This window comes from Candidatus Tisiphia endosymbiont of Ditula angustiorana (genome assembly GCF_964026425.1).
In the GTDB taxonomy this organism is placed as follows: Bacteria; Pseudomonadota; Alphaproteobacteria; order Rickettsiales; family Rickettsiaceae; genus Tisiphia.
Genome location: NZ_OZ032143.1, coordinates 979846 through 1004657 on the forward strand (window position 1 = coordinate 979846; position 24812 = coordinate 1004657).

Consider the following 24812-nt stretch of genomic DNA (forward strand, 5'->3'; position numbering starts at 1 on the left):
AAAAAATAAATAAATTGTATTAATTCTCCTCTAATATTTTGATAGCTAATGTGTATAGTTCTTGTTCTATCCATTCTACTCGAGCTAGTTTTGCCAACGGTATAAAGTTCTTTAAAGTATCAAAAGCGATTCTTTTCTGTTTTTCTTTTGACTTAATGTAATGAAGAGTTTGCATATTATGTAACCTATCAGCAAGCTTGATATACCATGCATCTATATCTTCTGACTCACGTAATTTCTGCAAGGCATGTTCTCCTTCAATTTTTACTTTTTTTATTGCAATATCATCAAGCTTCGTCAGTTTGTCAACTAATTCTGCTATTTTTGTGCCAAATGAAAACCGTATCTGACTAATAGTAAGTGCTGTATCCTTTACAATATCATGTAATAAAGATGCTGCTATTATTTCAGTTTTACACGAAATTCCGGATGCTATTAATGCAACCTGTATTGGATGATGATAAAATGACTCGCCAGAGTGTCGTTTCTGATCTGCCTGGTGTTTGATAACGTATTTTAATGCCAGTTTTACAACAGGAACATCTATTATGGTACTGTGCCTTTTACTACATGCTTTAATTTTATCTAAGAACTCCTTTTTCAAGAATCCTTGTAGTTGCTGGCTATGAGACTCATGTAACGAATGTAGCAGGATAATGACTTTTTTACCGGTCATAAACGACTCCCTATTGAATGTTTACTCTGAAGCTTGCTTAGTCTATTAGCGAGGAGCTACTTTAGTAGCTACGAAGCAATCCAATATAATGAATAATGGATTGCCACGACCACTACGTGGTCTCGCAATGACGAAGTAGTGCTAATCGGGTTAGCTATTGGCTATAAGCCCTAATATCTTAGATCATTCTTGATCATGTAATGCTCCTGCCCTTGTTATTGACACTTCTTCTGAGATTTCAGATAAACAATACTATGCTGGCTCAACAAAATTACTCCAGTATTTTACTCCGGCTGTTCCAAAGTCTTGGATAGTTTGATAATAGGAATGACCTGATAATTCCTCAACAAAATAAGCAAATGCTTTACCTCTGGACATCATCTCATCACATAATATTTCTCTACCTTCTACCCCTAATTTATGTTGGATGATTTCTAGTAAACATTCTTTGGCTACATTTCGTATTTGAGATGATATTGATATTTTTTCCGTTAGTTTAATTGAGTCCTGATCTCCCAGCTCGGCTCCTATGCTCAGAGTTAAATCAGCAAGGAACTCATCTTTAACAGTACCATAACCTTTTCTTAAATATTCTGACAAATATACTGCTCGTAAATGAAGAGTTGGTAGACGAAGATCAAAATCAACAAGTGCTAGGAGTGTCCAAGCCGAGGAGCACAGCGTACATTAGTACGTGAGCACCGCAGGTCTTGGACAACAACAACGCAATTGTTGATTTTCATCGAGTATATGAAGCAACCTCTTGTTTCCCTGCCACTAAATGTAAATATAAATCCCAAGCGGTATTTTTTTGGCTATTATTAAATATTTCTTGGAATTCTGAAAGTTCAATATTTTTAACTGTCTCCAACATAGACATGTCTGAGTCATAATTTTTTAAAACTTTGTCAAAATCAATCTGATATTCTTTACTTAAATAGTTGTGAATTTGTTCTTGAACATGCATTGATGTATCAGACTTAAGTACTCTACTATATAAAAATTGCTTGCCTAGCATAGTTACCTCCCTTTAGTGTTATTTAATTGTAGTTTTGATCTATTTAATGGTGGTGGTGTATTAGATGGAGAATATCTACTCATAAATCTTCCTATCATACGATCTACTTTTTTAGTTGTCTCAGTTTCCATTTTTAAAGACTCATCTCTTTCTTTGCTTTTTAGTAGCGGTTTACTGGTGTTAATTGACTCTTGTGCTTCTAGCTTTAGTTTTACAAAAATATTCAATTTTTCTTTATCAGGATTAGATTCTGGTAATGCATCAGCCGATAGTTGTATTTTCTTCAGTTTTTCATAAAAAGATTTATCAGCTGCTTCTATCTTGGTCATTACTTTGTCTACATCTTTCTCTCCTTGTCGTCGTATTTTATCAAGTTCAGCTAATTGTTTCTCTACCGGAGTTAAGCCTAATTTCTTATACCCCCCACATATTTTTACAAGGTTCTCTAACTCTTCTAATGCCGTACTACTTGCATCTGCTGTTTTTTCTTTGTGATATACTACTGCATGAGTATCATAATGTCTTGCTACTGACTTAGCTGCTAGATCAGGACATAGCTCAGCAACTTTGTATAATGCTTTTCTTTCTTTTTCTCGCGAGCTAGTTAATGGTTGTAATTCATTTAAGATTGCTTGATATTTGCTAATTGCCTGCTCAGGAGACATGTCATGGATATACTGAGAATCTTCTGACATTTTTTCAAATAATTGTCGATTAGCAACATTATCACTCTTTTCTGTTAACTGCATTTCCTGTGATATTGATTCTGCTTGTCGTTTTGCTAACTCATGATGCTCTGTTGTTTTCTTTAATGTTTCTTCGGCTAATGTTTGTCTATCATGATGATATGTCTTTTTTTCTTCTTGCGTTGACAAATCACTATTTACAATATTAGCAGTAACTATCATATCCTGAGCAGTAGTGATATTTTGAGAGAGGTCGATTTCTTGTCCCTTATTTTTCTCCAAAGCTAGCATCATTCCTCGATATTTACCTTGGGTTACTGGCAAACTATAGACATGTCCTAGATGTTCTATATAGCCTATTGCCTCATCTCCTTCACCATTAAATCTTACTGGCTTTGGACTACTGATCTCTGACAATTTACCTTGACTATCATAATGAGCAGTAAAATATACTGCTCGGTCTAAGGCAATATTTCGACCATTTTCATCTTTTACAGCTAATGACAAATGCATAGGACCGCTTTTATTTACCAATTCTGTTGGTAGGTCTATGGTTCGATAGTTATTGATTTGCTTAAGAGTGCCATCTGACAAAGAGACTAGAGTATTAATTTTATGAGTTGTTTCCTTGATAGTAGCTAACTCATTACCTGAATCATTTCTTACTATTTGGCTTCTGATATTGGTTTGCCTATCACCATCTTGCCAATTTATTGTATGGAATCGATCAGCAAAATTATGGTGAATTTTCTTATAACCTGCTATCTCTGTTCTTTCTAGCTCAGCTTTAACTTTACTATTTAGAAATGCTTGATTAATTATTGCACTATTATTAACATTTCTGAGATATTTGACAAATTCCTGATCGTCATGGTAATGTACTGTTACATCAAGATTCGCAGCGATATAATCTTTTAAGATATTCCGCTGTTTTTTCAGGATTTCTTGCCTTATGGCTTCAGTGATAGGATCTAATTCTTCTTTTTTACCAAAGAAGCTGCTACTACTGACTGAATTAGCTAAAACAACTAAGTCTTGTGCTTCTTCTATTTGTTCTATAACCTCATTACTATCCCCTTGAGGAATATTAGTGGGTTGTGGGTTATCTTGCCGAGTAGAAATCATAGCTCTTACTATCCTTTAATTAATAAAGTTTCATTGCTATGATAGCCCTCACAGAACCGTGCTTGTGGTTTTCCCACACACGGCTCTTCAATATAGCTATTCTGCTTTGAAGTAATACCATATAAAGAAAACTTTATTTTTGGCATTGGTAGCGGATTCCACTGCAAATAGTTATTAAACCATTTATAGCTTACTTTTCTACTACCTCTTCGGTTTATCCACTTATGTACCATTTGTACAGTTCTGTAGTAAAACTTAGAGATCGATTGAAAATTACCGCTAATACCAAAATAATTATAATGTCCTGTTAGTTTTGATTTTAGTGTTAGCCACCACTCTTGCAAAGGTATTTGAGATCTTATTGACTTTAACCATTCTTGAGTTTCTTTTAGTTTTCTTGCAAAGCTACTCTTCATAGTCTTATGACCCATTACAAAGTATCCTTGCCTACTTTTCCCACAATAGTGAGTAAAACCGAGAAAGTTAAATGTCTCCACTTTCTCTTTCCTTTTACTTGCTAGTTGCCAAGGACGTCTACCAAACTTAACCATCCTTGTTTTCTCTTCTGATATGCTTAATCCAAAACCTTTTAGCCTATCTTGTAGTAAGTTTAAAAATTCTTCTGCATCTTTAGCACTTTCACAACACACCACAAAATCATCAGTATCTTATTAACTCAACATAGCCTTTAGTTTTTGACTTAAAGACTTTCTCAAACCATAGATCTAAGACATAATGTAAGTAAATATTTGCAAGTATTGGACTTGCTACTGAGCCTTGCGATGTACCTTGATCACTGCTACTAACAACACCATCCTTGATTACGCCTGCTTTTAAAAGCCTTCTTATTAGCCACATAAAGTTCTTGTCTAATATTCTCTCTTCTAAACTCCTTTGCAACCAATAATGATTTATGTTATCGAAAAATTTTCTAATATCTACTTCTACAACATAGTTAATTGGCTTTTTCATGACCACTTCATTTAAGGCTTTTATTGCTGAATGACAGCTTAAGTTAGGTCGAAATCCGAAAGAGCATTTTAGAAAATCTTGCTCATATATTGCTTCTAACAATTTCTTTACTGCTAATTGCACTATTTTATCTTCAACTGTTGAAATACCAAGCCCTCGCTTTTCTTTGCTGTTAGTTTTAGGTATATATACCATTCTAACTGCACTAGCTCTGTAGCTTCTATCCTTTAGTCTCTGTACAAGGTTTTCTACATTCTCCTCTAGATTCTTGCCATATTCTTCAACCGTTACTTCATCTATGCCACAAGCTCTGTTTCTTTGCAGTTCTTTGTAACATTTAATAAGATTCTCCTTATTTACATGATGCACAAGTGCTGTAAATTTTAGCTTCTTATCTTCCTTAGCTTTAGCAGATATAAGTTTAAGTTTACCTTCCATCCTACTCTCTAACCTCTGTGTATTAGTGAATTACGCGTACTTATACTAACGCTATACTGCTGACCCCTTCCCCATGTACATGGCTTTCCCATGCTCAAAGTACTATGGGTCAGTCCGACTTCCATTGTATCATCCTTTAATCCTTGCTCTTGACAGCTTGTTTTAAAGTACTCACTTGCGTAAGAATACAATGGATCTCCTAGGTTCAGGTAAATTCCATCTTGTAGCGTGTCGTGGTCTGAGACTCCGGTAGAGCAATAGTTGCTTGCCTTATCGCAACTACACATTCTGTTTTCCATGAGATGAAGCATGTCAACCTCTACGATGTTGTAGATTTCGGAGCTTATATCCTTCACTTGCGTTACAACCCACTACATCCCTCCTCTCAGCTTCACATAATTCGTTACCTCCCTATGTGTGAAATTTGGTTCTACGCTGTTGGCTAAACTTTGCGTAGGTTGGATTCCCACCAACTGTATTTTACCCGCTTTGCCTAGCACCATCATCCTCTAACTCTTTAATCTGATCGAATTTCATATTATTACTTCAAATCAGATATTTATAACACCATTCTACATCATTGTCTAGTTTCGAAAGAAGCCTATTGTTTTTCAATGGTTTTGTGCCGTTTTATTCGGATGGGATTTAAGGAATTTTGTATTAGTCCATTGTTGACTATTAAAGCTGAAGCAATAGCAGCTATCACTAATAATTTTTCAAATCTATCCAAATTTACAATGTGACTTTTTTCAATATCAAAACCACCACTTTTTAGGTGCAAAAATAGTCGTTCAACACTCCAACGAAATTTATATAAAGCAAAAACATCTTGCTCAATTTCAATTGAAGACACCAGAACCATCAGCTCGCTCTTATCATTTCTATATGCGGTAAAATTAACCTTTCTATTCCATAACACACCGCTACAAGCCCTATACTCTAAGGCTTTAACATCACTAAATATTCTTTCAATGATTAAAGTTCTTAAACCTTTTGTAAGACGAATTTTGTGATCCATTTTTAATGGAATAGCAAACTTTAGACGGTTATTTATCAGAAAGTCTAACCATTCTTTATTCATAAATTCTCGATCAGCAAGCAAATATTTTATTCTTTCAACACCAAAATTATTAATAAATTTCTGCAAGAATTCCTTCATAAATTCTGCAGAACACCCCCCACCATGCAGCAGAGTCTTCCAGAATATTGGCACCGACATTTTACCAATTACCATTACTAAAAATAAAATATTAATATCGGATTTACCAAATTTCCAACTTGTTCTATCCATTGCTACAACATAATTTTTTGAAGCAAAAAAGCTTAATAGCAAAGAGCCAACCTTCATATAATCAAAATTAAAATCTTTTAAAAAACGATAAATTCTATGAGTTTTTGACGTTGCTTTAGCATCACCTAAAATACCAAGTGCTAAACCTTTTTGATAAATTGAACTGCCCGTCAGCAAACTAATTACCATACCAACCAAACATTTTAATCTTGATTTATTTCCGTCTATATATAAAATAAATTCTTGAAGTAGTATATTATGCATTTTGTTCCAAAAATACCTACCTTATACTACTTCACACCCCTCTAAATCAACCATTCTTCTGCATCATCTCAAATTTGTAGATACCGTCTTGAGTGTCAACAATTTTTTAGGAATTTTATAAAAATTTATTATTAAATAATATTTTCATTAAAAACTGTCTCATTTTTCAATACACCATAAATAATATGTAACAACTTACGCATAGCAGCTACAACTGTAACCATTTTAGATTTTCCTGCACTACTTAAACGTTGGCTAAAATCTTTTATTATTGGATTAAATCTCATAGAAACTACAGCAGGCATATAAAAAGCTTTCCGTAAATCTGCATCTCCTGTCTTAGATATTCTACTAACTCCACGTACGGAAGAACCAGATTGTCTTGGTTTGGGGTTAAGACCAACAAAAGCAACAATTTGTTTTGCAGAATCAAAAGCTTCTATGTTACCTAAAAAAGCTAGTACTATAGCTATTGTTTTGTCTCCTACTCCAGGAATTGATTCAAGAAACTTACTTTTATCACTTAAGTCTTTATGTTGTTTAATATGTCTACTAATTGCTTGCTCTACTTCTTTGATCTGTTTATCTAAAAAATCAATATGAACTTGGATATTTGCTTTAACAAGATCACTCACACTTTCCAACCTATTAGTTTCTTGATTCCTATGAGCAATTAGAGCATCTAAACGATTTACCCATTGTTGTAATTCTCTGATATGAACCGCTGTTGGTTGCCAAAAATCAGGTTGCATAACTTTACAAAATTGGGCAATTAACTGACAATCTGCTTTGTCAGTTTTAACTCTAGATAACCTACTGGTTGCAAAACCTTTGATTCGTGCTGGATTAACTATACTCACCTTGAAGTTATTATCATAAAGATATTGTGCTAATTTTTCTCCATAACAACCTGTGGCTTCCATACAAGCATGCACGGTATCAATTTTATTGGTTAATAACCATTGTTTTAATGTACCAAATCCTTGTAAATTATTGTCAAATTTTTTAGTTTTTGTTTTATTATTATGAAGTAATGCTACATCAAATGTTGCTTTAGAGATATCTATACCTAAAATTGTACTATTCATTAGTTACCTTTTATGTTAATAGTTAATAGAATACTCAAGGATCAACCTTGTGAATACAGGCTCTATTGAATACAAAGTTTCATGGCCTAAGAATACCGTCCGATCTCTTATGAGTATTTAGAAAGCTAGTTACTTATCTACAGCAGGATCTTTGTCCTAAGGGTACTATCTGTATACTAGCTTTCTTACTTAAGTTTTCTTAAGTATCTTATAGTTATTCACTAAAGACAATATTTAAGATACAAGGGTACTATAAGTATGGACCCCAAATGTATAAAAAATTCATACTAGCAAAAAAATTAGATAAAGTTATGCAATTTTGCTGCAAGTATACAAAATATCCAGTTATTTTTGATATGTGGCAACGCAGTTGGTCTGGTATAGCTCCATTTTTTGGCTTTCCGGAAGACATTAGAAAGGCGATTTACACGACAAATGCTATTGAATCCACTAACCGTCAAATTCGCAAAATTATCAAAAATAAAGGGGTGTTTCCAGATGACAAATCGATTCAGAAAATAATTTTTTTAGCGTTGACAAATGCCTAAAAAATGGACAATGCCTATTAAGAATTGGGCGATAGCTTTAAACCAATTTGCAATCCTTTGTGATACTAATTTACAAAATTGGGCAAATGGAGAAATCATACTTACACAAAGAATCTGACAGAACCTACTGATGACCAAAAATGGGCAAATGTCGATCAAAGATGGACTAACTCTGATATCATTAGAGGTTCGACAATTGCTGAAAAAAGGGAATTATTAAATTACTTACACAATCTTTCTGATAGACCCATTGAAAGACAATTGTTTTCATTATTTACCTATGGCTTTGATCATATCAAAAATGCTTTTTATCAATCTACAACAGCCATAACGCAGCTAATATCCACATTATTAATACCTCCCAAACAAAAAGTTTTTTCTACCCTACTACCATCTTTACAAAAATTGTAGGGTACTATGGTGAGCTAGACATATCTGACGTTTACTACTGTCAAACTTATTATAAACCCCATACCTATCACTTATTACATTACCGTCATATTTTTGATATGTGCTATATTCCTCTTCCAATACCAATAGATTGCCACATACGCAAGTTTCTTCGTCAGGAATAATATCTATATTTATATCAGGAGTTTTCTTTTGATAGCTATTATATTTATGACCTACTTGGGTCCCAGGATTCCTGTCTCTTTTTGGTCTTGATTTCTTTTCTATTCGATAAACTTCAGAAGAAGTAGGAAGACCAGAGTTTCTAGAATTTATATTTAGCTTATCCTGTAATTGAATTATTATATTTTTAAGTTGAACGATCTGCAGTTTTAATCTTTCATTCTCAAGTAATAACTGTTGATTTTGTGATATCAGCTGTGTTAATGTTAATTCTGTAACTTGTTCTTCTAGATCAATTGCCATTAGTAATGCACTATAATTTATCTATACTATAACTTACAAAATCTTATACCTATTTTCAACTACTTTTTTTAATCTCAAATACTCGTGAACGCTAACTCCAATATCATACTTACACAAACAATCTGACATACTCAAAAATCTACTTTATCTTCTCTTGAACTTATAAACCTTCCTTAACTTGACGCATATGAACTTTTTGATAGACTCGATACGCAATTTTGCTAAGTGCGAAACTCCTGTCTTATATTTATTGCAGCATCCATTTATACATTATAGTTCGCATGTTATTGTGTGCTATTAAGTATCTGTCATACTAACACTTGCTCCATCATCACCCATAGTAGTAACAACTTCTGATGGTGCATAAGAAATAATTGATAATGCTTCATTTATCATCTCTGATATTTTATTTTTATAGCCTTCATCTGTTAGTTCTTGATATTTAGTGTTTAATAATTTATGGAGATCTTTGTGTATACTATTGTCTTCATCTAAGTATTTTTTTGCTTCTATTATAGCACCTGCTAAAACTCTGCATTCATTTACCTTTAATTTTTGATGATTTGGATCATCTTTAAATTTTTTATTATCAATTGCATTAATAAGTATATTTAACTTCTCAAAGTTATTTTCAGCAATATATAACGTAATCAGTGATTTTTCTGCTTCATAAAAAGCAATTTTTCGAGTAGCATCAATATTAGGATTATCATTTACTAAACTTTCTTCTACCCATTCTGTTACAGATTGCATATCATTGCTTTGAAGTTTAGTAACTAAAAATTCAGAATAAGCTGCTTTTAGTGCTTTAGGAGGAACATTTTTATACATACAGTTAACCTTTATTGTGTTGCTATAATTAAAATATTATTTCAGAAGTCACATATTTATATCAGTTAGATATTATAAATCATAATTAACTTCTGTAGGTTGTGATACATTACCTAATGCCTCAGAAAAATATCTAGAACATTCGTCTTGTACATTAATCATCCATGTATCATCTAAGTTTATTCCTTCTGATTCATAATTTACTTTTGTTAACTCACAAAGGGCTTGAAGTATTGTGGTATTTTTACATTGTCCTTCATCATCGAATATGCATCCTATTTCCAATCCATGAAAAGGTAAAAGGGAAATAATAACATGATTAACGATTTTGGTTTTTAAGACATTTTTAGTTGCTTCATCACTTAGTTCTGAACGAAATATTGCGTTATCGTTATAACCTTTCCTAGAATTATATTGTAACTCCCTGTATATTGTTCCATCTTGTGCTATGTATTCTGCTTTTTTTGTACCAGTAGCAGACGGATACACTGTAATTGTTCTTTCATCCCCTTTTTGTTTAGGGGCTAACACCCTTCCCTCTAAAGGTTTAAAATCAAACACGGAATATAGATGTTTTACTATGTGGTATGGGAAAACATCTAATAAATTACTTTTATTAATATCCTCATTATACTTGTGTTGACATTTAAGATTCTGATCATTTACTTTAAAATTATATTTCTCGTTATATTCTTTTTGATGCTCTAAATCCCAGGGCGATTTAAAAGTCGCAACTAAAGATTAAATATCTGTTGGAGTTATAATCTAATATTAGCTTGGGTTTAGAAGGGAAAGTGATAGAATTGTAGTAAGAATATTTGGTATAAGCTTGAAAAGTTTGGATAATATTTTGCCGTTGTAATGATTATATTGCAAGGATTGTAGCCTGAACGTTAATTATTTCTGGCTAATATGTAGAACGATTAAAAATTTTTAAAAAATTAGATGAAAGTAAAGAAAAATCTAGAATATAATAGATGATAATAGTATAAGTACTCCGTTAAAGATTTTTCAACTATAAATAACGGAGCATTATGAGTATATCTTTATCTCTAGAAAAAGTCAAAGATTTTAGAAAAGCTCGTGGTAAGAGATATAGTGCAGCGAGTGTTATAAAACTTATAGTAGTAGGTTTATTAAGTAATAGAAATAATTTAAAATCTATTTCTAGATTTGCTAAAAGTTTTAGCCCAAAAGAATTGGTAATGTTAGGTTTTAATAGGAATAAAGCACTTTGCTATAGTAATTTAACACTAATTATCCGTAAAATTTCTCCAGAGAGTTTAAGGGAAGTGATATTAGAACTAATCCAATATATATGCCAAGTTAAGAACATAGGTTATGATGTTATTCATATTGATGGAAAAACCCTGTGTGGTAGCAATAGCCATGGGAAAGAAGAGCAAAGGCAAATTTTGACTGGGTTTAGTAGCCAGCTTAAAGCTATTACTGGCTTTATAGAAATAGAAAATAAAAACGAGTATGGTTCTATGCTAGAGTTTTTATCAGAATACGATATTAAGGGAAAAATTGTGACAGCAGATGCATCATTTTGTCATGAAGATATATGTGAAGAAGTTGTTAAACAAGAAGGAGAATTTGCTTTTACTCTGAAAAGTAATGAACCTAATTTGCATTATTATAGCAGCAAAGTTTTTGATGAAATAGCAGAAAAAGGGCAAGAAGTCAGGAGTTTTGAAGAAAATACCGATTTACAACATGGGAGAATAGAGAGAAGAAAAATTGAGGTAATTGATATGCCATTTGAATATCTGAACGGCTTTCGGCACATCAAACAAATATGTAAAATTAGCCGAGAGCGAGATAAGAAAAATAAAACTAATAGCTATGAACAAGAGAATGTGTTTATGATAACAAGTCTCGGAAGCGAGTTTAATCCAAAGAGCTTGCTAAAGTTCAATAAGAATCATTGGTCATGTGAGAATAATTTAAATTGGGTCAAAGATACAGTTTTTGGGGAAGATAAGTCAACTATAAGTATAGGAAAGGCTCCCTTGGTAATGTCATTACTCCGGACAATAACTATTTCTGTAATAACTTTATTTTCAAACAAAATTACTGAAACCAGAGAAAATTTTAATAATTATAGACACAAACTATTTAAGGTTATGACAACTTAAAGTTGCGACTTTTAAATCGCCCTGTCTAAATCCTCTTGTACTGTTTTATGTGATATTCCTGATAATTTATGATACACTAATGAGTGTATGATCTTTAATACCTTTGCTACTTTTTTTACTATTGATCCTTCATTGTCTACGATTCTAATACATGAATCATATTTAGTTTTAATACGTGGCACACTTATTTCTTTAGTAATTTCTTTATGAGAATATACTCCATATCCATTTTTTAATGCTTTTTCTGCATCGTTTTTAGTTTTGTATACACGGATTTCTTCTTTTAGGGAATTTCCTTCTTCAGGGAAGGCAGCATACTTTTCTTGATTAAATAAGGTTAATATTATTCTTGCAATTCCTTCACAAACTATGGTTATGGTGTTAACATCTTTTGGATCTAATATTTCTTCAGTAAGATATTTTATACCATAAGTAATATATTTCTCAAATTTAGCACTAAAATCTGTTTTAGCTTTATTTTTTTCATCTTGTGAAAAATCTTTACAATACTCAAATTGTTCTATAAGTGTATCATTGTATATTAAGTAATATTCATTAATGGTGGTCGATAGTTTAAATGTTTTAGATTCCTTATCTTCGGATGTAATACTAGATCTCAATTTAGAATACTGATCTATAGTTAAACAGATACCTTCCTTATTTTTTATTAGCAGTTTAATAGCTTCTGATACATCATTTATGTATGATATATAATCATTCTTTTCTTCTGTTGCTACAATTGTTTCTTTAATAGCTGCTTCTATAAAAGAATATGGTGTTACATGACGCATTTGTTTTGTTGAACTTCCTAACATTTTTGGGCGTCCTACTATTGTAGTTTGGTTATCACTTGGATTAATAGGGTCATCATTGATTACAATATCAACTAATACGTCCTGACTCATGTTTATTTTAAACAACTTTTCTATGAAATTATTAATATACCATTTTTGTCTTTTTATAATTTGTAGGGCTTTAATTTGGGAGATTTCTTGTTGAACAGTTTCCATAATTTATCACCTTTTTACATCTGAGATTTTGTTTAGACGGCATATTTAATTTATTTCTAGTTATTTTCAATTGATTTAAAACTACCTATACTAACATATTTTGTTTTTATAAAGCAACAAGTTATGCAATTTAATTTATAATTATTAACTGATTTATAATCATTGTATTTTTCATGGATGGATCTTCAAGTCAAAATATGGAGAGCATTCAAAAGTAGGGGCAAAATTTTGGTAAACTTTTACATTTACCCTTAATTATGTTTTGAAAGATAATTAGTTGTATAAGTCAAGACGGACTGTTGAAAAAGTCATAAGAAGGAGTGGAAAAAAGTTAAGATAAGAAATAAGATGTATTTTTATGCTTAAATGAAGGTGTAAAGATGCAAGGTTATAAATCTGATCAAGAAGGTGTGAGATGTGATAGCGTTAGCTTAAGGTGCATGATACCTGATGATCATTTATTAGTGAGAATTCATGAGAGTAAAGAATTAGACCTTTCTTCTATCTATGAAATAACTAAAAAGTGTTATTGTGCTAATTACGGACGTCCATCAATTGATTCTGTATTATTTTTCAAGATGCAAATAATATGTTATCCTATTACAGGAGGGCATTGTAAAAATTGTCCACTAAAACCAAGTTGTATTGCTGATAATTATAGTAATAGAGCAAGATTTATTTATCGTAATCCTTATCAGGATGAAATAGATGAGGTCAAAGCTAGACAGAATAGAATTGATTTTAAGCAAAAACTAATTGAGAGAAAGTGGAAAATAGAAGGAATTTTTGCTGAGGCTAAAGAGAATCATGGTTTACGAAGAACACAATTCAGAGGCGTACAAAAAACACAGATTCAAATATTCATGATTGCGATAGTACAAAATTTTAAACGGATACTTAAAATTATTTTTTGGTTCTTTTATCTTTTGCTACTAAATATAAAAAATATTACAATATTTGTAACCTTAATGACTTTTTCAACAGTCCATCTTTACTTTTACAATTTAACTCTAGAACAGGTGTATTTAACAAAAATTATTGGCTAAAATTATATCTCTAAATTTCCAATTTTTAGTCTAGGGTGTGTCATCAATTAAGTTGACAGGAGCGTTTATTTGTTGTGTAATAGAGAAAAAATTAAGGATAAATTTTCTCTATGCGTCGATATGCTCTACGTGACGATCAATGGGATCGGATTAAAGATAAGCTACCTGGAAGGGAAGAGTCTGTTGGTGTAACAGCCAAGGATAATCGCCTATTTGTAGAAGCAGTCTTGTATCGATATAGGGCTGGTATACCTTGGAGAGACCTACCTGAACGTTTTGGAGATTTTCGAGTGATTCACCTACGTCATTCAAGGTGGAGCAAGACAGGTGTGTGGAAAAAGGTTTTTGAGATGCTGGCTGAAGATGCTGATAACGAGTATGCCATGATTGATTCAACCATTGTTAGGGCTCATCAACATAGTGCCGGTGCTAAAAAAAAGAGTTAGATGATGACCAAGCAATTGGACGAGGTAAAGGGGGGCTGAGTACTAAAATCCATGCCACATGTGATGCTCTAGGGAATCCAACGGGATTCCATCTTACCCCGGGTCAAGCTCATGATTTGCAAGGATCTGATGTTTTGATGAATGAATTGACGAAAGCGGATGCTGTACTTGCTGATAAGGCTTATGATGCCGATGTACGTATGCGAGATAAGCTGAAAGATAAGGGATGTATAGCTGTGATTCCCCCAAAGAAGAATCGTGTGAATCCAGCTAAGTATGATAAGGACCTATATAAAGCTAGGCATTTGATTGAGAACTTTTTTGCAAAATTGAAGCAATATAGAGCTATTGCAACACGATATGACAAAACATCTCAGAACTTTTTGGGTGCTGTTTATATGGCTTCCATGGTAATTTGGCTCAATTGATGACACACCCTAGACAAATTGGACCACCTCACTCACCTATATGAGATTCCATTTCTTTCTCTAAAATCTTATTTACTATCTGCTTTTTAATTTCCTGAAATATCCCTTCTTTGCCCAATATCTCAGATGGATCACTTTGTGATAGTATTTCTGACACCACTTTTTCTATAGTTGGATTTGATACTTTGCTCTTATTTTTCATATTATCCTCATGTAAGTTGTTTTAATTAATTTTATTCTTAACTATTTTTATAACTTACACAAACTTTCTGACACCCTCTTTTTTGATTTAAGTTCATTGTAACCTTCCATTTTTTTATCTGTATTTTTAATACTTTATTTTTATTAAATGTAAGATCAAATGTCAACTACTGCAACTAATCCACTGATCAGCAATTTTACAAAAATCATCGACAAAACAAAATAATGCGGTAATATCTTTCTTCATGGGGATACTCTTGTTTTTTTTGATAGAAACTTATATAGAGTATCTTCTATCCCTTGTAAATACTTACCTTGATACCTCTTTCTTAATCTAGAATTCGGGTTTGTAACAAGGTCTATAAATCACACAAATTAGTTGCTTCTGCCAATTCTGCTTTGTTCTTATCCTAAACTCGCGTTCAAATTCTAACTTTTACACCTAATTTACGACATATCTTTTTAACATTTTTGTCATATTCTTTATTAAGATTAAATGTAAACCTCACCTGTTAACCAAGATGTTCCTAGTAAATTTATATACCCCTGATCTTGATAATGATTATTATCTGCTAAGGATGAATCCTCTTTTTCACAAAATGATGTAATATATATTGTTTTGATTTTGTGAAAGTATTGTTGTGATGAATGTTGTTTTATAACATAACTATTATCCCCTGCTTGTTTACTTAAATCTTGTTTTATTACTAAATCATTTTGATTTGCTATGCTTGCACTTGAATTATTATTACTTATATAAGGAGTATTCAATGATAGTAATTTTGATAAAATCAGTGAGCAATCTCCAGAATCAATAATGTTTAGAAAATATATTGTGTCATCAATTATTAATTGTGTATTTTCTAATACACATTCTGTCTCTTTCATGTCCACATAGGCTCGTATAACTTCAGTAATTGCATTTTTATCTTTCATTTTTTTTGATTGTAGGTTTATTGTTTTTTCAATCTTTTTTATAAGTATATCTATTAAAATTGGTCTAAACATTTCCATAATATCATTAGTTGCTTGAGTTATTAGACTTCTTTCGAAACTCGCTTGTGCTGAGGGATTTGGAGGAGCCACTTCACCTTGAGCCGCAGCATACTTGAATGTACGTGAGGATTCAAGTACCGGATCGACGTACAAATCATCAGCAGAAGCAGAGTTTCGAAAGAAGTCTATTGTTTCGGTCATTAATAATCCAAAGCTCCTATCTGTGATATTAATAATTTTAAAATTCCTCAATAATTCAGTATATGTTCCAGGAAATTCAAGTAATTTTTTTTGTAAACCTGAATCCATTTGCTCGAAACTTTCGTTTTCCATGATTAATGGATTGATAAAAAGCCAATGTATACTCTCAGCTACTCTCTGTTCTAAAGCTTTATGAGATTTACGATTACCTTGATTATAAAATGTATCTTTTAATATATTATAAAGTTCAAATATCTCTTTAGGAACCTCAGGTATAGTTAACTCATCGTTAATACTATCTGGTAATTTTATTGTCATACCACAACGTTTTGCTTCTAATAATAACAATTTGTGCCAAATACTATCCTCACTACGTCTTAATAGACACTCTGTATCTTCTTTAGGTAATAACTCATTCATTGTTTGCATTATTAAGATATTTAATTTATGTAATTGATTATTACCTAAGCTTTTATCTAAATTGCTAATAAACTCATCTCTAATTATATTATTATAATTATTAGTAATAAAAATTTCTTGTAATTGCTTGATATCATAACTTGTAGCCGTACAACTTACTATTTTTTTGACTATTAAAAATAGTTGCTTAATTTTATTAAACTCATCTGATGATACTTGTACTTGATCATTATTCGTGTCTATATCTATATAAAAATTAGATTGTCCATTATCTAGAGATTTCTTGCTCTTGGTTGGTGGTATTAGTTTATTGAAAAAAGTTAACAAGTTCCGTGTACTATAATTTATATTTGCTGTCCTACCCTCTGGCTCTATTTCTGTATTCGAGTTATTCTCAGACCTTACATTATTATCAAAATATTCCTGGCTTGGTAATAACGTATTACTTTGCATACATTTATTGTTACTTAATTTAGTTTCACTTTTAGTGTCTGTTAATACAGAGTAACCAGTATCTGTATTTTTATTATTATCTGTATGTAACTCTACTTCATACCATATATCCGACTCTGCTAAAGAGTTGTATCTTTGTACACGTTTATCATTATTATATAGAGTACCTTCTGAAAATGTTTGATAAGACATTATAATATCTTCATACGTAATATTTTTACATTCTTGACATTTAATCTTAACTTTATTAAGTTTTGCTAAAAACTTATCTCCGTACGTACCTTTACCGGCTAGCTGAATGTAAACTTTAGGATGTGTAGTGAAATTTTGACCTAACTTACCTAAATCAACTAAAATATATAAAATTATTTGATCTTTACTTTGAATCATCAAGTGATTTTCGATACCAACCCCTTCTCTTAATAATTCTGATGCTGTTTCTTGCATAATATCAAATAATATTACTTGACCTCCTATATATTTAACATTCTCTTCATCATCTATAATGATTTGAGATAAAAGACATTGTCTATTGAGTAACAATTGTATATTAGGATTGATGTTACTAATTATATTACTTGGATAACATCCTCCTATCCTAGATTGGGTGCTGGAAATTACAATATAATTAGCTTGTCCTAACGATAATCCATATGTATCTTGTAGATATTTACATAAGTGTGAGGTTAATAATGGAGTTGTTGTTATTTGCGTTTTCATACTATCAACTACATTTTTATCATGAATGAAAAGATTCAATTGTCTATTTAGATCTTTTTGAATTTCCTCTGATAATTTATTATCTATTGGTTGATTAAATGTTTTGATATTTTTATATATAGGATTATTTTCTTCTATAAAAAATGATTGTAGCATTTTCTTAATTTTTTTATTCTTGCGTATGTCGCCACTACAAAAGCTCTTTGATTGCATATTTTATAAGATCCCAGGTTTGTTGATAAAGTGTAATTTTTTCATAAACTCGTCGTTTGTGCATTTTAAACTAGGTTCTGTTGACAAAAATTATAGTTAGGAAAGAGGAATAAAAAGTTGCCATAGTAAGAAGAAATGGTAGTTTTTAGTTATCAAAAAAAGGAACTACCAATATGAAGTATTACATAGAAGAACAAGCATGGGAAGTAATTTTATCATTTTTTAAGGAAAGAAATGGTATACACAACAAGAATGAAGAAAAAATGAGACAGTTTATTGAAGCAATATGGTTTATTGTTAGAACAGGTTGCCAATGGCGTCTTCTACCTGATTATTATGGTTGTTGGTACAGTATTTATCGCAGATTTAAGAGATGGGTTGACAAAGGTATATGGGAGGATTTAATGGATTATGTTAAAGTAGATGCAGATATGGAATCAATTATGATTGATGCAACTATTGTGAGAGCACATGCTTGCTCATCTGGATATATCAAAGGTAATCAAGAAGAAGGGGCTTTAGGTAGAAGTAGAGGTGGTTTTAGTACTAAAATTCATGCCCTTGTTGATGCCCTTGGTAATCCATTAAAGTTTATACTAACTGCTGGGCAAAGAAATGATATAACTCAAGCGGGAAATCTTACTCAAGATGTTCAGAATACGACTGTGATAGCCGATAAAGGATACGATAGTAGTGCATTTGTAGAAAGTTTAGAAAATAAGGGGTGTGAGATTGTTATACCACCAAAATCTAACCGTAAAGTACAACGTGAATATGATAAACATACTTATAAGGAACGACATTTAATTGAGTGCTTATTTGGTAAAATCAAACATTTTAGGCGTATATTTTCTAGATTTGATAAAGCTCCAGCCACTTTTTTAGCTTTTCTAAATTTCGTTGGAACTTTAATATGGTTACGTTAAAATTTTTGTCAACAGAACCTAGGCAATAACGGCTTTGTTGCGTAAATAGAAATCAGAATAAACCGCCCCAAACCCCAAAATAGAAGGTTAGCAAAAGCAATAGAAATAGGTTTACCAATTTCAAACATTTCATTTATCATCTCTTGATAGAAACTTACTACCAAAAGAGTTTTTTAAGCGAAAAACGTATCTTCCGCACGCTCCCTTCTTCCAAATAACGTCAATTCGGGATAAGGATATTGAGAACATGTAGATTAAAATCAAATTTTGTTGAAGGTTTATTTTTCTTTAATGAATAAGCAACAAGAGTAGATAATATATGGACAAAGGCATTTATTGGTGATCTATGTCTAGTATGTTCAAGGTTCATTTTATTTTTTAGATAATCAAAAACTGTTTCAATTAAGTTACGCTTTCGAAGTAAGATTTTTTCTTTCAAATCCATTAATTTATTTTCCATATTCTTCTTAATTCCATGAATCATTTTTAAGCCTCTTTCATATAAATTTAAGAACAAATTTTGCTTAATATAACCTTTATCAGCTGCTATAATTCCAGTTAATCTTTTTGTTAACTCCGGTACTGGAATCCTATCATCTACATTGCCTTTGGTCACTTTTAATGCCATAAACTCCCCTTTATTATTGATTATTACATGTAATTTAAAACCATAAAAATACCCCATAGAGGATTTACTATGTTTGGCTAATCCTTTAAAAACTTTATTGCTATAACGCCTTTTATTGTGACAAGCTTTAATCGTTGTAGAGTCAATAAAATAAATACCTGTTTCCTCACCAAACAACAAATGAATCAACATATTTAGCGGTATGAATAATCGTGCCATTAATTCAACAAATCTATTATAACTCAAGGCTTTAGGGAAATCATCCTTATGCATGCACTCTATATAACTTTTATAGAAAAATTTAAAATTCTTAGCATAGGATGTATGAAACATAATTATTATTGTTAACATTTCACTTAAACTCATGCTACAACAGCGATTTCTCTGCTTATTTGATGGTAATAACTTTCTCTGTTCATACTCCAAATAAATTTTACAAAAATCATCTATAAAACTATATAATTCTGTGATATCTTTTTTCATGCCTGTAGTTTGTTTTTTTGTTTAAAAATATAAATACTGCAGGCACTCCTTTTTGACAATCCTTTTATCTATTACTATTTCATCTATATCTTATCCCAAACTGACGTAAAATGCTTATATACAGCAGATGATAAAAGAAATAGACAGAGATAAACGTTCGTCTGAAGAAATTTACACAGCAATTGTTAGCAAACTAACAATTATGTCTAAAGATAAACTTACAGACCAAGAACTTCACGCAGCAGCTAGAAACTTAATAGGTTTTTGTCAGGAGATTATCGATTATAAGATGAAAAAGCAAAGGACTGAGCAAAGTAAGATGAAATGTGATTTTAAAGAAGCCCATATTTAGACTTAGAGCGTAATAATTCAAAAACTAGGCTCTAACCATAATGATACTAAAAAGCCGTGTAATAGCCTTAAAATAGCTAAATTAGGGGTATCTATGATAAAGCACTTGATAAAGTTACTCCTGCTACGAGTTAAAACAATTATTTTTACAATAACCAAAAATTATTAATGCTGAAAAAATGTTACACTTGGCTCTAATACTGGGGTTACTTGGATAATTTAATGCAAACTCAACTTGACTTGTCCAGTATTTGCTCTATCTCTGAATGCATAATACTTATTAATTTAAACTCTAATTTATTATTACTATTATCAAAGGAAAAAATATGACAGACAAAGCAACAAAATCAATAATTTTAGTTCGTGTTTCAACAAGGGAGCAAGAAGAAGGGTATTCAATTGAAGCTCAAAAATATAGATTAGTAGAATATTGCCAACGTAAAAATCTTGAAGTTATCGAAACTTTTGAAATTATCGAATCTTCCAGCAGAGGTGATCGCAAACAATTTAAAGAGATGATCAAATTTGCTAAAAGCCATAGAGAAACAATTGCTATAGTTGCTGATAAAGTAGATCGAGTACAAAGAAGAATCTCAGAAATTTCATTACTAGAAGAACCAATAAAAGCTGGTAAGATAGAATTACATTTTAGAACAGAAGGTTACATAATAGATAAAGATTCTCAGTCTCATGCAAAGCTAATGTGGGGAATGAACGTATTGATGGCACAATCTTACGTTGATAGTTTAAGTGATAACGTTAAAAGAAGCCTAGATCATAAATTGCGTAAAGGAGAGTGGATAGGACCAGCCCCTCTTGGTTACCTAAATAGTCGAGATGAAAGAGGAAACAGTATAGTAATTCTCGATCCTGTAAGAGGTTCTATCATAAAAAAACTCTTTGAAGAATATGCAACAGGAATGTATACTCTTAATTATTTGACTGAAAAAGCTAAGGAGCTTGGTCTTAGAAGCAAAAACAATTGCTACGTCAATAAAACAGTAGTGCATCGAATGATCCAACAACCATTTTATTACGGTGAAATGAGAGTAAAAGGAGAGATGTGGTCACATGGTTACCAAGCAATTATAACAAAAGAGACTTTTATGGCATGTAAAGATGTACGTTTAGGGTGGAAGAAGAAGCCTTTTAAATATGGTGGTAAGGATTTTCTTTTTAGAGGATTAATCACCTGTGCAGTAACTGGTAAAGTTGTAACAGCTGAAACTCACAGCAAAACATATTCAGATGGCAAAGTGGACGAATGGACTTATTTAGGTACATGGGATCCAAAGAATCCAAACAAAAAGATTTATGTAAGAGAAGATGAGGTTTTAAAGCAGGTAGAAGAGGTTTTTAAAAGAATAGGTATAAGAAAAGACCCAGAAATGCTAAAAGAGACTCTAGCCTATTTAAAAAACACTAATGAGCTAAAGAAAGATGAGCATGGGCAAGCAACAGCTGCTTTAAAGAAAGAGCATACCGAAAATGAGAATAGATTAAATTCATTAATAGATTTGCGACTCAATGGAGAACTTAGTACAGAAGAATTTCAAAGAAAAAAACAACAATTAAAAGATCGCCAATATGAAATTGCTCGTTTAATTAAAGTTTATGAGGAAGCAGACGATAAATTTACTGATACCGCTACAACGCTAATAACTCTAGCATCTGAAGCCTATGAAACTTTTAAAGGTTCTGAAATGCCCCAAAAACGCAAAATGATAAATTTCGTATTTCAGAACCTCAAACTAAGGGGCAAAAAACTTGAGACCTCCCTACGTTTCCCGTTCGATATTTTTGAAAAAACAAACACTTGTACCGAATGGCGGAGAGAGAGGGATTCGAACCCTCGATACGGTTAACCCGTATAACGGTTTAGCAAACCGTCGCCTTCAGCCTCTCGGCCACCTCTCCAAGTCATAATATGATTATATTATGAGTCACTTATAGCATTGAATCGTTTATATTTCTATAATTATTTTATATAAGTTCAACAGGTATAAGTATACAATTCGACTTTCAAAATATACGAAAAAATGCTTTGACCGTTGCTTTATCTCGGTATTTCCTTCGTAAAAAATCTATAGTGTTACCAATGAATCAACTGCTCTGTAAAAATATACCCATTTACCGTTTACTTTAATATAAGTTTCGTCCATTCTCCAACTGTTACCCACTGGCTTTTTGGCTTTCCTTACTCGCATATCTATTAACTTGTGAGTAGACCTAACCAATCACTCAATTAGGGTTCTCCTCAGGTAGGGTCGAGCCATGGCCCGGTGGATTTTATTATCCCCGTTTCCATCACCCGCCTCGTCAAACGTAATGTACAGTTTTCCCGTATTACGCTTTCCTGATAACTTCTTATCATTGCCTATGGCCTATCTTCTGTTATTGCTTTCAAAGGTCTGTAGTGTCGTATTTGGTAGTCGTTATACAATCCAATCTTCTCATACAAATCCCTCTTACTCCACCTTTCCCAGCCGAAGCCTTTCAATCCACGTGATTTCATTAAATGGCGTCTCACTTTCTTCTCTACCCAGTCCTTTACATATCCAAAACAACGGCTAGAGTTACCAATCCTAAAGTAATTTATCCAGCCTCGTAATATCGGGTTGATAAGGTCTGTTATTCTATCAACTGGTTGCGATACATGTCTGCCGAATATTCCTTTTAACGTTAATTCGGGATAAGGTAAGAGAGAATAGTTGATATATAATAGGGGTTACAAGGATTTTAAGCCTGTGCTAAATAGTTTATTTGAAAAGAAATAAATAAACACAGGCATGAAAAAAGATATCACAGAATTATACAGTTTCATAGATGATTTTTGTAAAATTTATCTTGAATATGAAAAAAGAAAATTATTACCATCAAATAAGCAGAGGAATCGTCCTTGTAGTATGAGTTTAAGTGAGATGTTAACCATAATAATTATGTATCATACATCTTATGCCAAGAACTTTAAATTTTTCTACAAAATTTATATGGAACATCTATATAAGGATGATTTCCCTAAAGCCTTAAGTTATAATCGGTTTATTGAATTAACACCTAGACACTTATATCTTTAAAATGTGATATAAGTAATTGTAAGAGGGTGACTTGATAGACACTGGACTGAAATAGTCGTGAACAGAATAAGTACCCTCTTAGTTGTTTACCTTGAACAAATTGCAGAAGGTGCTGGAAGCAGCAGCCTTGCACAATAAGACGAAGGAGATTATATCATGAGTAAAATAATAGGTCTAGATGTAAGTAAAAAATGGTTAGATATATGTTTATATGAGTCTAACAATAAACCGATATATAATCGTTTTTCCAATGATAAGTTAGGGCATGAAGAACTGATAAAATTAATAAAAGAGCAAGAAATTAAGATAATAGTATGTGAGCCTACTGGAGGTTATGAAGCAGAGATTTGCCAAGAATTGTATAATAGTCGGGTAATGAAAGAAAGTTACCTTTCTCCCATCCCCTAAGAACCGTACAGGATACTTTCGCATCATACGGCTCAAGCCTCTTAAAGCCCAATTTATTTAGAACCAGCTTCAACATTGAATCTCCGATTATGGATCTGTTTATGGCAATTGATGTGTAGCATCATCAAATTTGAGCTCCTATTATCACCACCTTTTGATTTTGGGATAACATGATGTATATCCCAATCTGTTTCTAATGTGATGATTTGCGTGCAATTCGGACACTTACCTTTTTGCTTATTCCATAGACTTAATAATTTTCTGTTATCTGATAAAGATTCATACATTTTATGTTTTAATCTTTTTTCAAAATAATCATCCCATTGCTTATCATATGGATTAGCTTCGGACAAAATCTTTACATGTCGCTTAATAGGTAGTTTAGCTGGGTCAATAAGCTTATAAATAATTGGTTCTTCCCCTAATTTTGGCTTGTCAGCTATACAAGCAAATCTCCAAGCATCACCTCTTATAAACTTAAAATACTTATTCTTAACCCAGTTACTACTCTTATTTGGATGCCGACGTTTAGACCATCGCCATACAATCTTAAATATCTCGTGCCTTAATTTACTGAAACTCTCTTTAGCAACTATATGTCTATGATATAAAGTCCAACCCCTGATAATAGGGTTGAGCATAGTTATCAATAAAACTTGTTTGATCATCTTATTATCTTAGCAATTTTCCTTATCTTTCTTATGACGTTTTGTAAGTTGTTTTTAGATGGCTTGATAAGAAACTTGCCATTATATACTGCTCGTAAATGAAGAGTTGGTAGACGAAGATCAAAATCAACAAGTGCTAGGAGTGTCCAAGCCGAGGAGCACAGCGTACATTAGTACGTGAGC

At 32.0% G+C, this 24812-nt stretch carries 28 protein-coding genes and 1 tRNA gene; 10 read left to right on the forward strand and 19 right to left on the reverse strand.

The window, feature by feature from the left end; all coding sequences use genetic code 11:
• Positions 1-19: 19 nt before the first annotated feature.
• The 8 genes from AAGD29_RS04510 to AAGD29_RS04545 all read right to left on the reverse strand — a co-directional run bounded on the left by AAGD29_RS04510 (position 20) and on the right by AAGD29_RS04545 (position 7558).
• Entirely contained in the window at positions 20-676 is a 657-nt protein-coding gene (locus tag AAGD29_RS04510; protein ID WP_341758684.1) for an HD domain-containing protein, read from the reverse strand.
• Between the two features lie 252 nt (positions 677-928).
• A complete protein-coding gene (locus AAGD29_RS04515; RefSeq protein ID WP_341758685.1) occupies positions 929-1276 on the reverse strand; it encodes a hypothetical protein in 348 nt (115 codons plus the stop codon).
• Between the two features lie 139 nt (positions 1277-1415).
• Complete coding sequence (locus AAGD29_RS04520) at positions 1416-1694, reverse strand: hypothetical protein (protein WP_341758686.1); 279 nt, start codon at positions 1692-1694, stop codon at positions 1416-1418.
• Positions 1695-1696: 2 nt separating this feature from the next.
• Entirely contained in the window at positions 1697-3505 is a 1809-nt protein-coding gene (locus AAGD29_RS04525) for a Sca4 family protein (RefSeq protein ID WP_341758687.1), read from the reverse strand.
• 8 nt (positions 3506-3513) lie between these two features.
• Positions 3514-4158, reverse strand: coding sequence for a hypothetical protein (locus AAGD29_RS04530; RefSeq protein ID WP_341758688.1), 645 nt, complete (start codon positions 4156-4158; stop codon positions 3514-3516).
• 7 nt (positions 4159-4165) lie between these two features.
• Complete coding sequence (locus tag AAGD29_RS04535) at positions 4166-4915, reverse strand: reverse transcriptase domain-containing protein (protein ID WP_341758689.1); 750 nt, start codon at positions 4913-4915, stop codon at positions 4166-4168.
• Positions 4916-5516: 601 nt separating this feature from the next.
• Complete coding sequence (locus AAGD29_RS04540) at positions 5517-6470, reverse strand: transposase (RefSeq protein ID WP_341758690.1); 954 nt, start codon at positions 6468-6470, stop codon at positions 5517-5519.
• 131 nt (positions 6471-6601) lie between these two features.
• Positions 6602-7558 (reverse strand): IS110 family transposase, encoded by a 957-nt coding sequence (locus AAGD29_RS04545; RefSeq protein ID WP_341758691.1) that lies wholly within the window; start codon positions 7556-7558, stop codon positions 6602-6604.
• Between the two features lie 269 nt (positions 7559-7827).
• On the opposite strand from AAGD29_RS04545, the gene AAGD29_RS04550 reads away from it, so the two are divergent.
• Together AAGD29_RS04550 and AAGD29_RS04555 are read left to right on the forward strand one after the other, a co-directional pair.
• Positions 7828-8106: a transposase gene (locus AAGD29_RS04550; RefSeq protein WP_410521180.1), complete on the forward strand. Its 279-nt coding sequence runs from the start codon at positions 7828-7830 to the stop codon at positions 8104-8106.
• A gap of 78 nt (positions 8107-8184) precedes the next feature.
• The gene (locus tag AAGD29_RS04555; protein WP_341758692.1) at positions 8185-8517 is read left to right on the forward strand and encodes a hypothetical protein; all 333 of its coding nucleotides are present in this window, start codon (positions 8185-8187) and stop codon (positions 8515-8517) included.
• Here the strand turns inward: AAGD29_RS04555 and AAGD29_RS04560 are convergent.
• From AAGD29_RS04560 to AAGD29_RS04570, 3 genes are all read right to left on the reverse strand, one after another.
• Positions 8503-8982: a DUF6444 domain-containing protein gene (locus AAGD29_RS04560; protein WP_341758693.1), complete on the reverse strand. Its 480-nt coding sequence runs from the start codon at positions 8980-8982 to the stop codon at positions 8503-8505. The genes AAGD29_RS04555 and AAGD29_RS04560 overlap by 15 nt on opposite strands.
• Before the next feature lie 297 nt (positions 8983-9279).
• Positions 9280-9813: a hypothetical protein gene (locus AAGD29_RS04565; RefSeq protein WP_341758694.1), complete on the reverse strand. Its 534-nt coding sequence runs from the start codon at positions 9811-9813 to the stop codon at positions 9280-9282.
• Between the two features lie 72 nt (positions 9814-9885).
• A complete protein-coding gene (locus AAGD29_RS04570) occupies positions 9886-10344 on the reverse strand; it encodes a hypothetical protein (RefSeq protein ID WP_341758695.1) in 459 nt (152 codons plus the stop codon).
• A 503-nt stretch (positions 10345-10847) separates the two neighbouring features.
• Between AAGD29_RS04570 and AAGD29_RS04575 the strand changes: the two genes are divergently transcribed.
• Positions 10848-11954 (forward strand): ISAs1 family transposase, encoded by a 1107-nt coding sequence (locus tag AAGD29_RS04575; protein WP_341757404.1) that lies wholly within the window; start codon positions 10848-10850, stop codon positions 11952-11954.
• A gap of 11 nt (positions 11955-11965) precedes the next feature.
• On the opposite strand, the gene AAGD29_RS04580 is transcribed toward AAGD29_RS04575, so the two are convergent.
• Positions 11966-12964, reverse strand: coding sequence for a hypothetical protein (locus AAGD29_RS04580; protein WP_341758696.1), 999 nt, complete (start codon positions 12962-12964; stop codon positions 11966-11968).
• 380 nt (positions 12965-13344) lie between these two features.
• Here AAGD29_RS04580 and AAGD29_RS04585 point away from each other — a divergent pair, with 380 nt between their 5' ends.
• Together AAGD29_RS04585 and AAGD29_RS04590 are read left to right on the forward strand one after the other, a co-directional pair.
• The gene (locus AAGD29_RS04585) at positions 13345-14010 is read left to right on the forward strand and encodes a transposase (RefSeq protein WP_341758697.1); all 666 of its coding nucleotides are present in this window, start codon (positions 13345-13347) and stop codon (positions 14008-14010) included.
• 110 nt (positions 14011-14120) lie between these two features.
• Positions 14121-14884 (forward strand): IS5 family transposase gene (locus tag AAGD29_RS04590; RefSeq protein WP_341757317.1). Its coding sequence is split into 2 segments (ribosomal slippage): positions 14121-14453 and positions 14456-14884, totalling 762 coding nucleotides; the frame shifts between segments, so codons are not numbered across the junction.
• Between the two features lie 28 nt (positions 14885-14912).
• Here AAGD29_RS04590 and AAGD29_RS04595 read toward each other — a convergent pair.
• Together AAGD29_RS04595 and AAGD29_RS10275 are read right to left on the reverse strand one after the other, a co-directional pair.
• Positions 14913-15086 (reverse strand): hypothetical protein, encoded by a 174-nt coding sequence (locus tag AAGD29_RS04595; RefSeq protein WP_341758698.1) that lies wholly within the window; start codon positions 15084-15086, stop codon positions 14913-14915.
• 491 nt (positions 15087-15577) lie between these two features.
• A complete protein-coding gene (locus AAGD29_RS10275) occupies positions 15578-18031 on the reverse strand; it encodes a DUF5410 family protein (RefSeq protein ID WP_410521181.1) in 2454 nt (817 codons plus the stop codon).
• A gap of 230 nt (positions 18032-18261) precedes the next feature.
• Here AAGD29_RS10275 and AAGD29_RS04610 point away from each other — a divergent pair, with 230 nt between their 5' ends.
• A complete protein-coding gene (locus AAGD29_RS04610) occupies positions 18262-19014 on the forward strand; it encodes an IS5 family transposase (protein WP_341758699.1) in 753 nt (250 codons plus the stop codon).
• 220 nt (positions 19015-19234) lie between these two features.
• On the opposite strand, the gene AAGD29_RS04615 is transcribed toward AAGD29_RS04610, so the two are convergent.
• Positions 19235-20125 (reverse strand): IS982 family transposase, encoded by an 891-nt coding sequence (locus AAGD29_RS04615; protein ID WP_341757373.1) that lies wholly within the window; start codon positions 20123-20125, stop codon positions 19235-19237.
• Positions 20126-20252: 127 nt separating this feature from the next.
• On the opposite strand from AAGD29_RS04615, the gene AAGD29_RS04620 reads away from it, so the two are divergent.
• A complete protein-coding gene (locus AAGD29_RS04620) occupies positions 20253-20477 on the forward strand; it encodes a hypothetical protein (protein WP_341758700.1) in 225 nt (74 codons plus the stop codon).
• 325 nt (positions 20478-20802) lie between these two features.
• Positions 20803-22341, forward strand: a complete 1539-nt coding sequence (locus tag AAGD29_RS04625) for a recombinase family protein (RefSeq protein ID WP_341758701.1) — start codon at positions 20803-20805, stop codon at positions 22339-22341.
• Here the strand turns inward: AAGD29_RS04625 and AAGD29_RS04630 are convergent.
• The 3 genes from AAGD29_RS04630 to AAGD29_RS04640 all read right to left on the reverse strand — a co-directional run bounded on the left by AAGD29_RS04630 (position 22303) and on the right by AAGD29_RS04640 (position 23192).
• A tRNA-Ser gene (locus AAGD29_RS04630) sits at positions 22303-22393 on the reverse strand. The two genes, AAGD29_RS04625 and AAGD29_RS04630, sit on opposite strands and share 39 nt — an antisense overlap.
• Before the next feature lie 167 nt (positions 22394-22560).
• Positions 22561-22683 (reverse strand): DDE-type integrase/transposase/recombinase, encoded by a 123-nt coding sequence (locus AAGD29_RS04635; RefSeq protein ID WP_410521182.1) that lies wholly within the window; start codon positions 22681-22683, stop codon positions 22561-22563.
• 170 nt (positions 22684-22853) lie between these two features.
• A complete protein-coding gene (locus AAGD29_RS04640; RefSeq protein ID WP_341758753.1) occupies positions 22854-23192 on the reverse strand; it encodes a group II intron maturase-specific domain-containing protein in 339 nt (112 codons plus the stop codon).
• A 73-nt stretch (positions 23193-23265) separates the two neighbouring features.
• On the opposite strand from AAGD29_RS04640, the gene AAGD29_RS04645 reads away from it, so the two are divergent.
• Together AAGD29_RS04645 and AAGD29_RS04650 are read left to right on the forward strand one after the other, a co-directional pair.
• On the forward strand, positions 23266-23553 hold the full coding sequence (locus AAGD29_RS04645) for a hypothetical protein (protein ID WP_341758702.1): 288 nt from the start codon (positions 23266-23268) through the stop codon (positions 23551-23553).
• Positions 23554-23709: 156 nt separating this feature from the next.
• Positions 23710-23961, forward strand: coding sequence for a hypothetical protein (locus tag AAGD29_RS04650; RefSeq protein ID WP_341757287.1), 252 nt, complete (start codon positions 23710-23712; stop codon positions 23959-23961).
• Between the two features lie 53 nt (positions 23962-24014).
• Here the strand turns inward: AAGD29_RS04650 and AAGD29_RS04655 are convergent, their stop codons facing one another.
• Positions 24015-24629 carry a group II intron maturase-specific domain-containing protein gene (locus AAGD29_RS04655; RefSeq protein ID WP_341757326.1) on the reverse strand — a complete coding sequence of 205 codons (615 nt, stop codon included), beginning with the start codon at positions 24627-24629 and terminating at the stop codon, positions 24015-24017.
• Positions 24630-24812 lie beyond the last annotated feature (183 nt).

What these genes read in the sequence shown, in the direction of transcription:
- AAGD29_RS04620 (WP_341758700.1), top strand. Translation starts at nt 20,253, where the DNA reads ATGATAAAAGAAATAGACAGAGATAAACGTTCGTCTGAAGAAATTTAC.
- AAGD29_RS04635 (WP_410521182.1), bottom strand. Translation starts at nt 22,683, where the DNA reads ATGCGAGTAAGGAAAGCCAAAAAGCCAGTGGGTAACAGTTGGAGAATG.
- AAGD29_RS04520 (WP_341758686.1), bottom strand. Translation starts at nt 1,694, where the DNA reads ATGCTAGGCAAGCAATTTTTATATAGTAGAGTACTTAAGTCTGATACA.
- AAGD29_RS04610 (WP_341758699.1), top strand. Translation starts at nt 18,262, where the DNA reads ATGAAGTATTACATAGAAGAACAAGCATGGGAAGTAATTTTATCATTT.
- AAGD29_RS04655 (WP_341757326.1), bottom strand. Translation starts at nt 24,629, where the DNA reads ATGATCAAACAAGTTTTATTGATAACTATGCTCAACCCTATTATCAGG.
- AAGD29_RS04550 (WP_410521180.1), top strand. Translation starts at nt 7,828, where the DNA reads ATGTATAAAAAATTCATACTAGCAAAAAAATTAGATAAAGTTATGCAA.
- AAGD29_RS04545 (WP_341758691.1), bottom strand. Translation starts at nt 7,558, where the DNA reads ATGAATAGTACAATTTTAGGTATAGATATCTCTAAAGCAACATTTGAT.
- AAGD29_RS04535 (WP_341758689.1), bottom strand. Translation starts at nt 4,915, where the DNA reads ATGGAAGGTAAACTTAAACTTATATCTGCTAAAGCTAAGGAAGATAAG.
- AAGD29_RS04645 (WP_341758702.1), top strand. Translation starts at nt 23,266, where the DNA reads ATGAAAAAAGATATCACAGAATTATACAGTTTCATAGATGATTTTTGT.
- AAGD29_RS04565 (WP_341758694.1), bottom strand. Translation starts at nt 9,813, where the DNA reads ATGTATAAAAATGTTCCTCCTAAAGCACTAAAAGCAGCTTATTCTGAA.
- AAGD29_RS04580 (WP_341758696.1), bottom strand. Translation starts at nt 12,964, where the DNA reads ATGGAAACTGTTCAACAAGAAATCTCCCAAATTAAAGCCCTACAAATT.
- AAGD29_RS04560 (WP_341758693.1), bottom strand. Translation starts at nt 8,982, where the DNA reads ATGGCAATTGATCTAGAAGAACAAGTTACAGAATTAACATTAACACAG.
- AAGD29_RS04540 (WP_341758690.1), bottom strand. Translation starts at nt 6,470, where the DNA reads ATGCATAATATACTACTTCAAGAATTTATTTTATATATAGACGGAAAT.
- AAGD29_RS04595 (WP_341758698.1), bottom strand. Translation starts at nt 15,086, where the DNA reads ATGAAAAATAAGAGCAAAGTATCAAATCCAACTATAGAAAAAGTGGTG.
- AAGD29_RS04525 (WP_341758687.1), bottom strand. Translation starts at nt 3,505, where the DNA reads ATGATTTCTACTCGGCAAGATAACCCACAACCCACTAATATTCCTCAA.
- AAGD29_RS04615 (WP_341757373.1), bottom strand. Translation starts at nt 20,125, where the DNA reads ATGAAAAAAGATATCACAGAATTATATAGTTTTATAGATGATTTTTGT.
- AAGD29_RS04650 (WP_341757287.1), top strand. Translation starts at nt 23,710, where the DNA reads ATGAGTAAAATAATAGGTCTAGATGTAAGTAAAAAATGGTTAGATATA.
- AAGD29_RS04510 (WP_341758684.1), bottom strand. Translation starts at nt 676, where the DNA reads ATGACCGGTAAAAAAGTCATTATCCTGCTACATTCGTTACATGAGTCT.
- AAGD29_RS04575 (WP_341757404.1), top strand. Translation starts at nt 10,848, where the DNA reads ATGAGTATATCTTTATCTCTAGAAAAAGTCAAAGATTTTAGAAAAGCT.
- AAGD29_RS04625 (WP_341758701.1), top strand. Translation starts at nt 20,803, where the DNA reads ATGACAGACAAAGCAACAAAATCAATAATTTTAGTTCGTGTTTCAACA.
- AAGD29_RS10275 (WP_410521181.1), bottom strand. Translation starts at nt 18,031, where the DNA reads ATGCTACAATCATTTTTTATAGAAGAAAATAATCCTATATATAAAAAT.
- AAGD29_RS04585 (WP_341758697.1), top strand. Translation starts at nt 13,345, where the DNA reads ATGCAAGGTTATAAATCTGATCAAGAAGGTGTGAGATGTGATAGCGTT.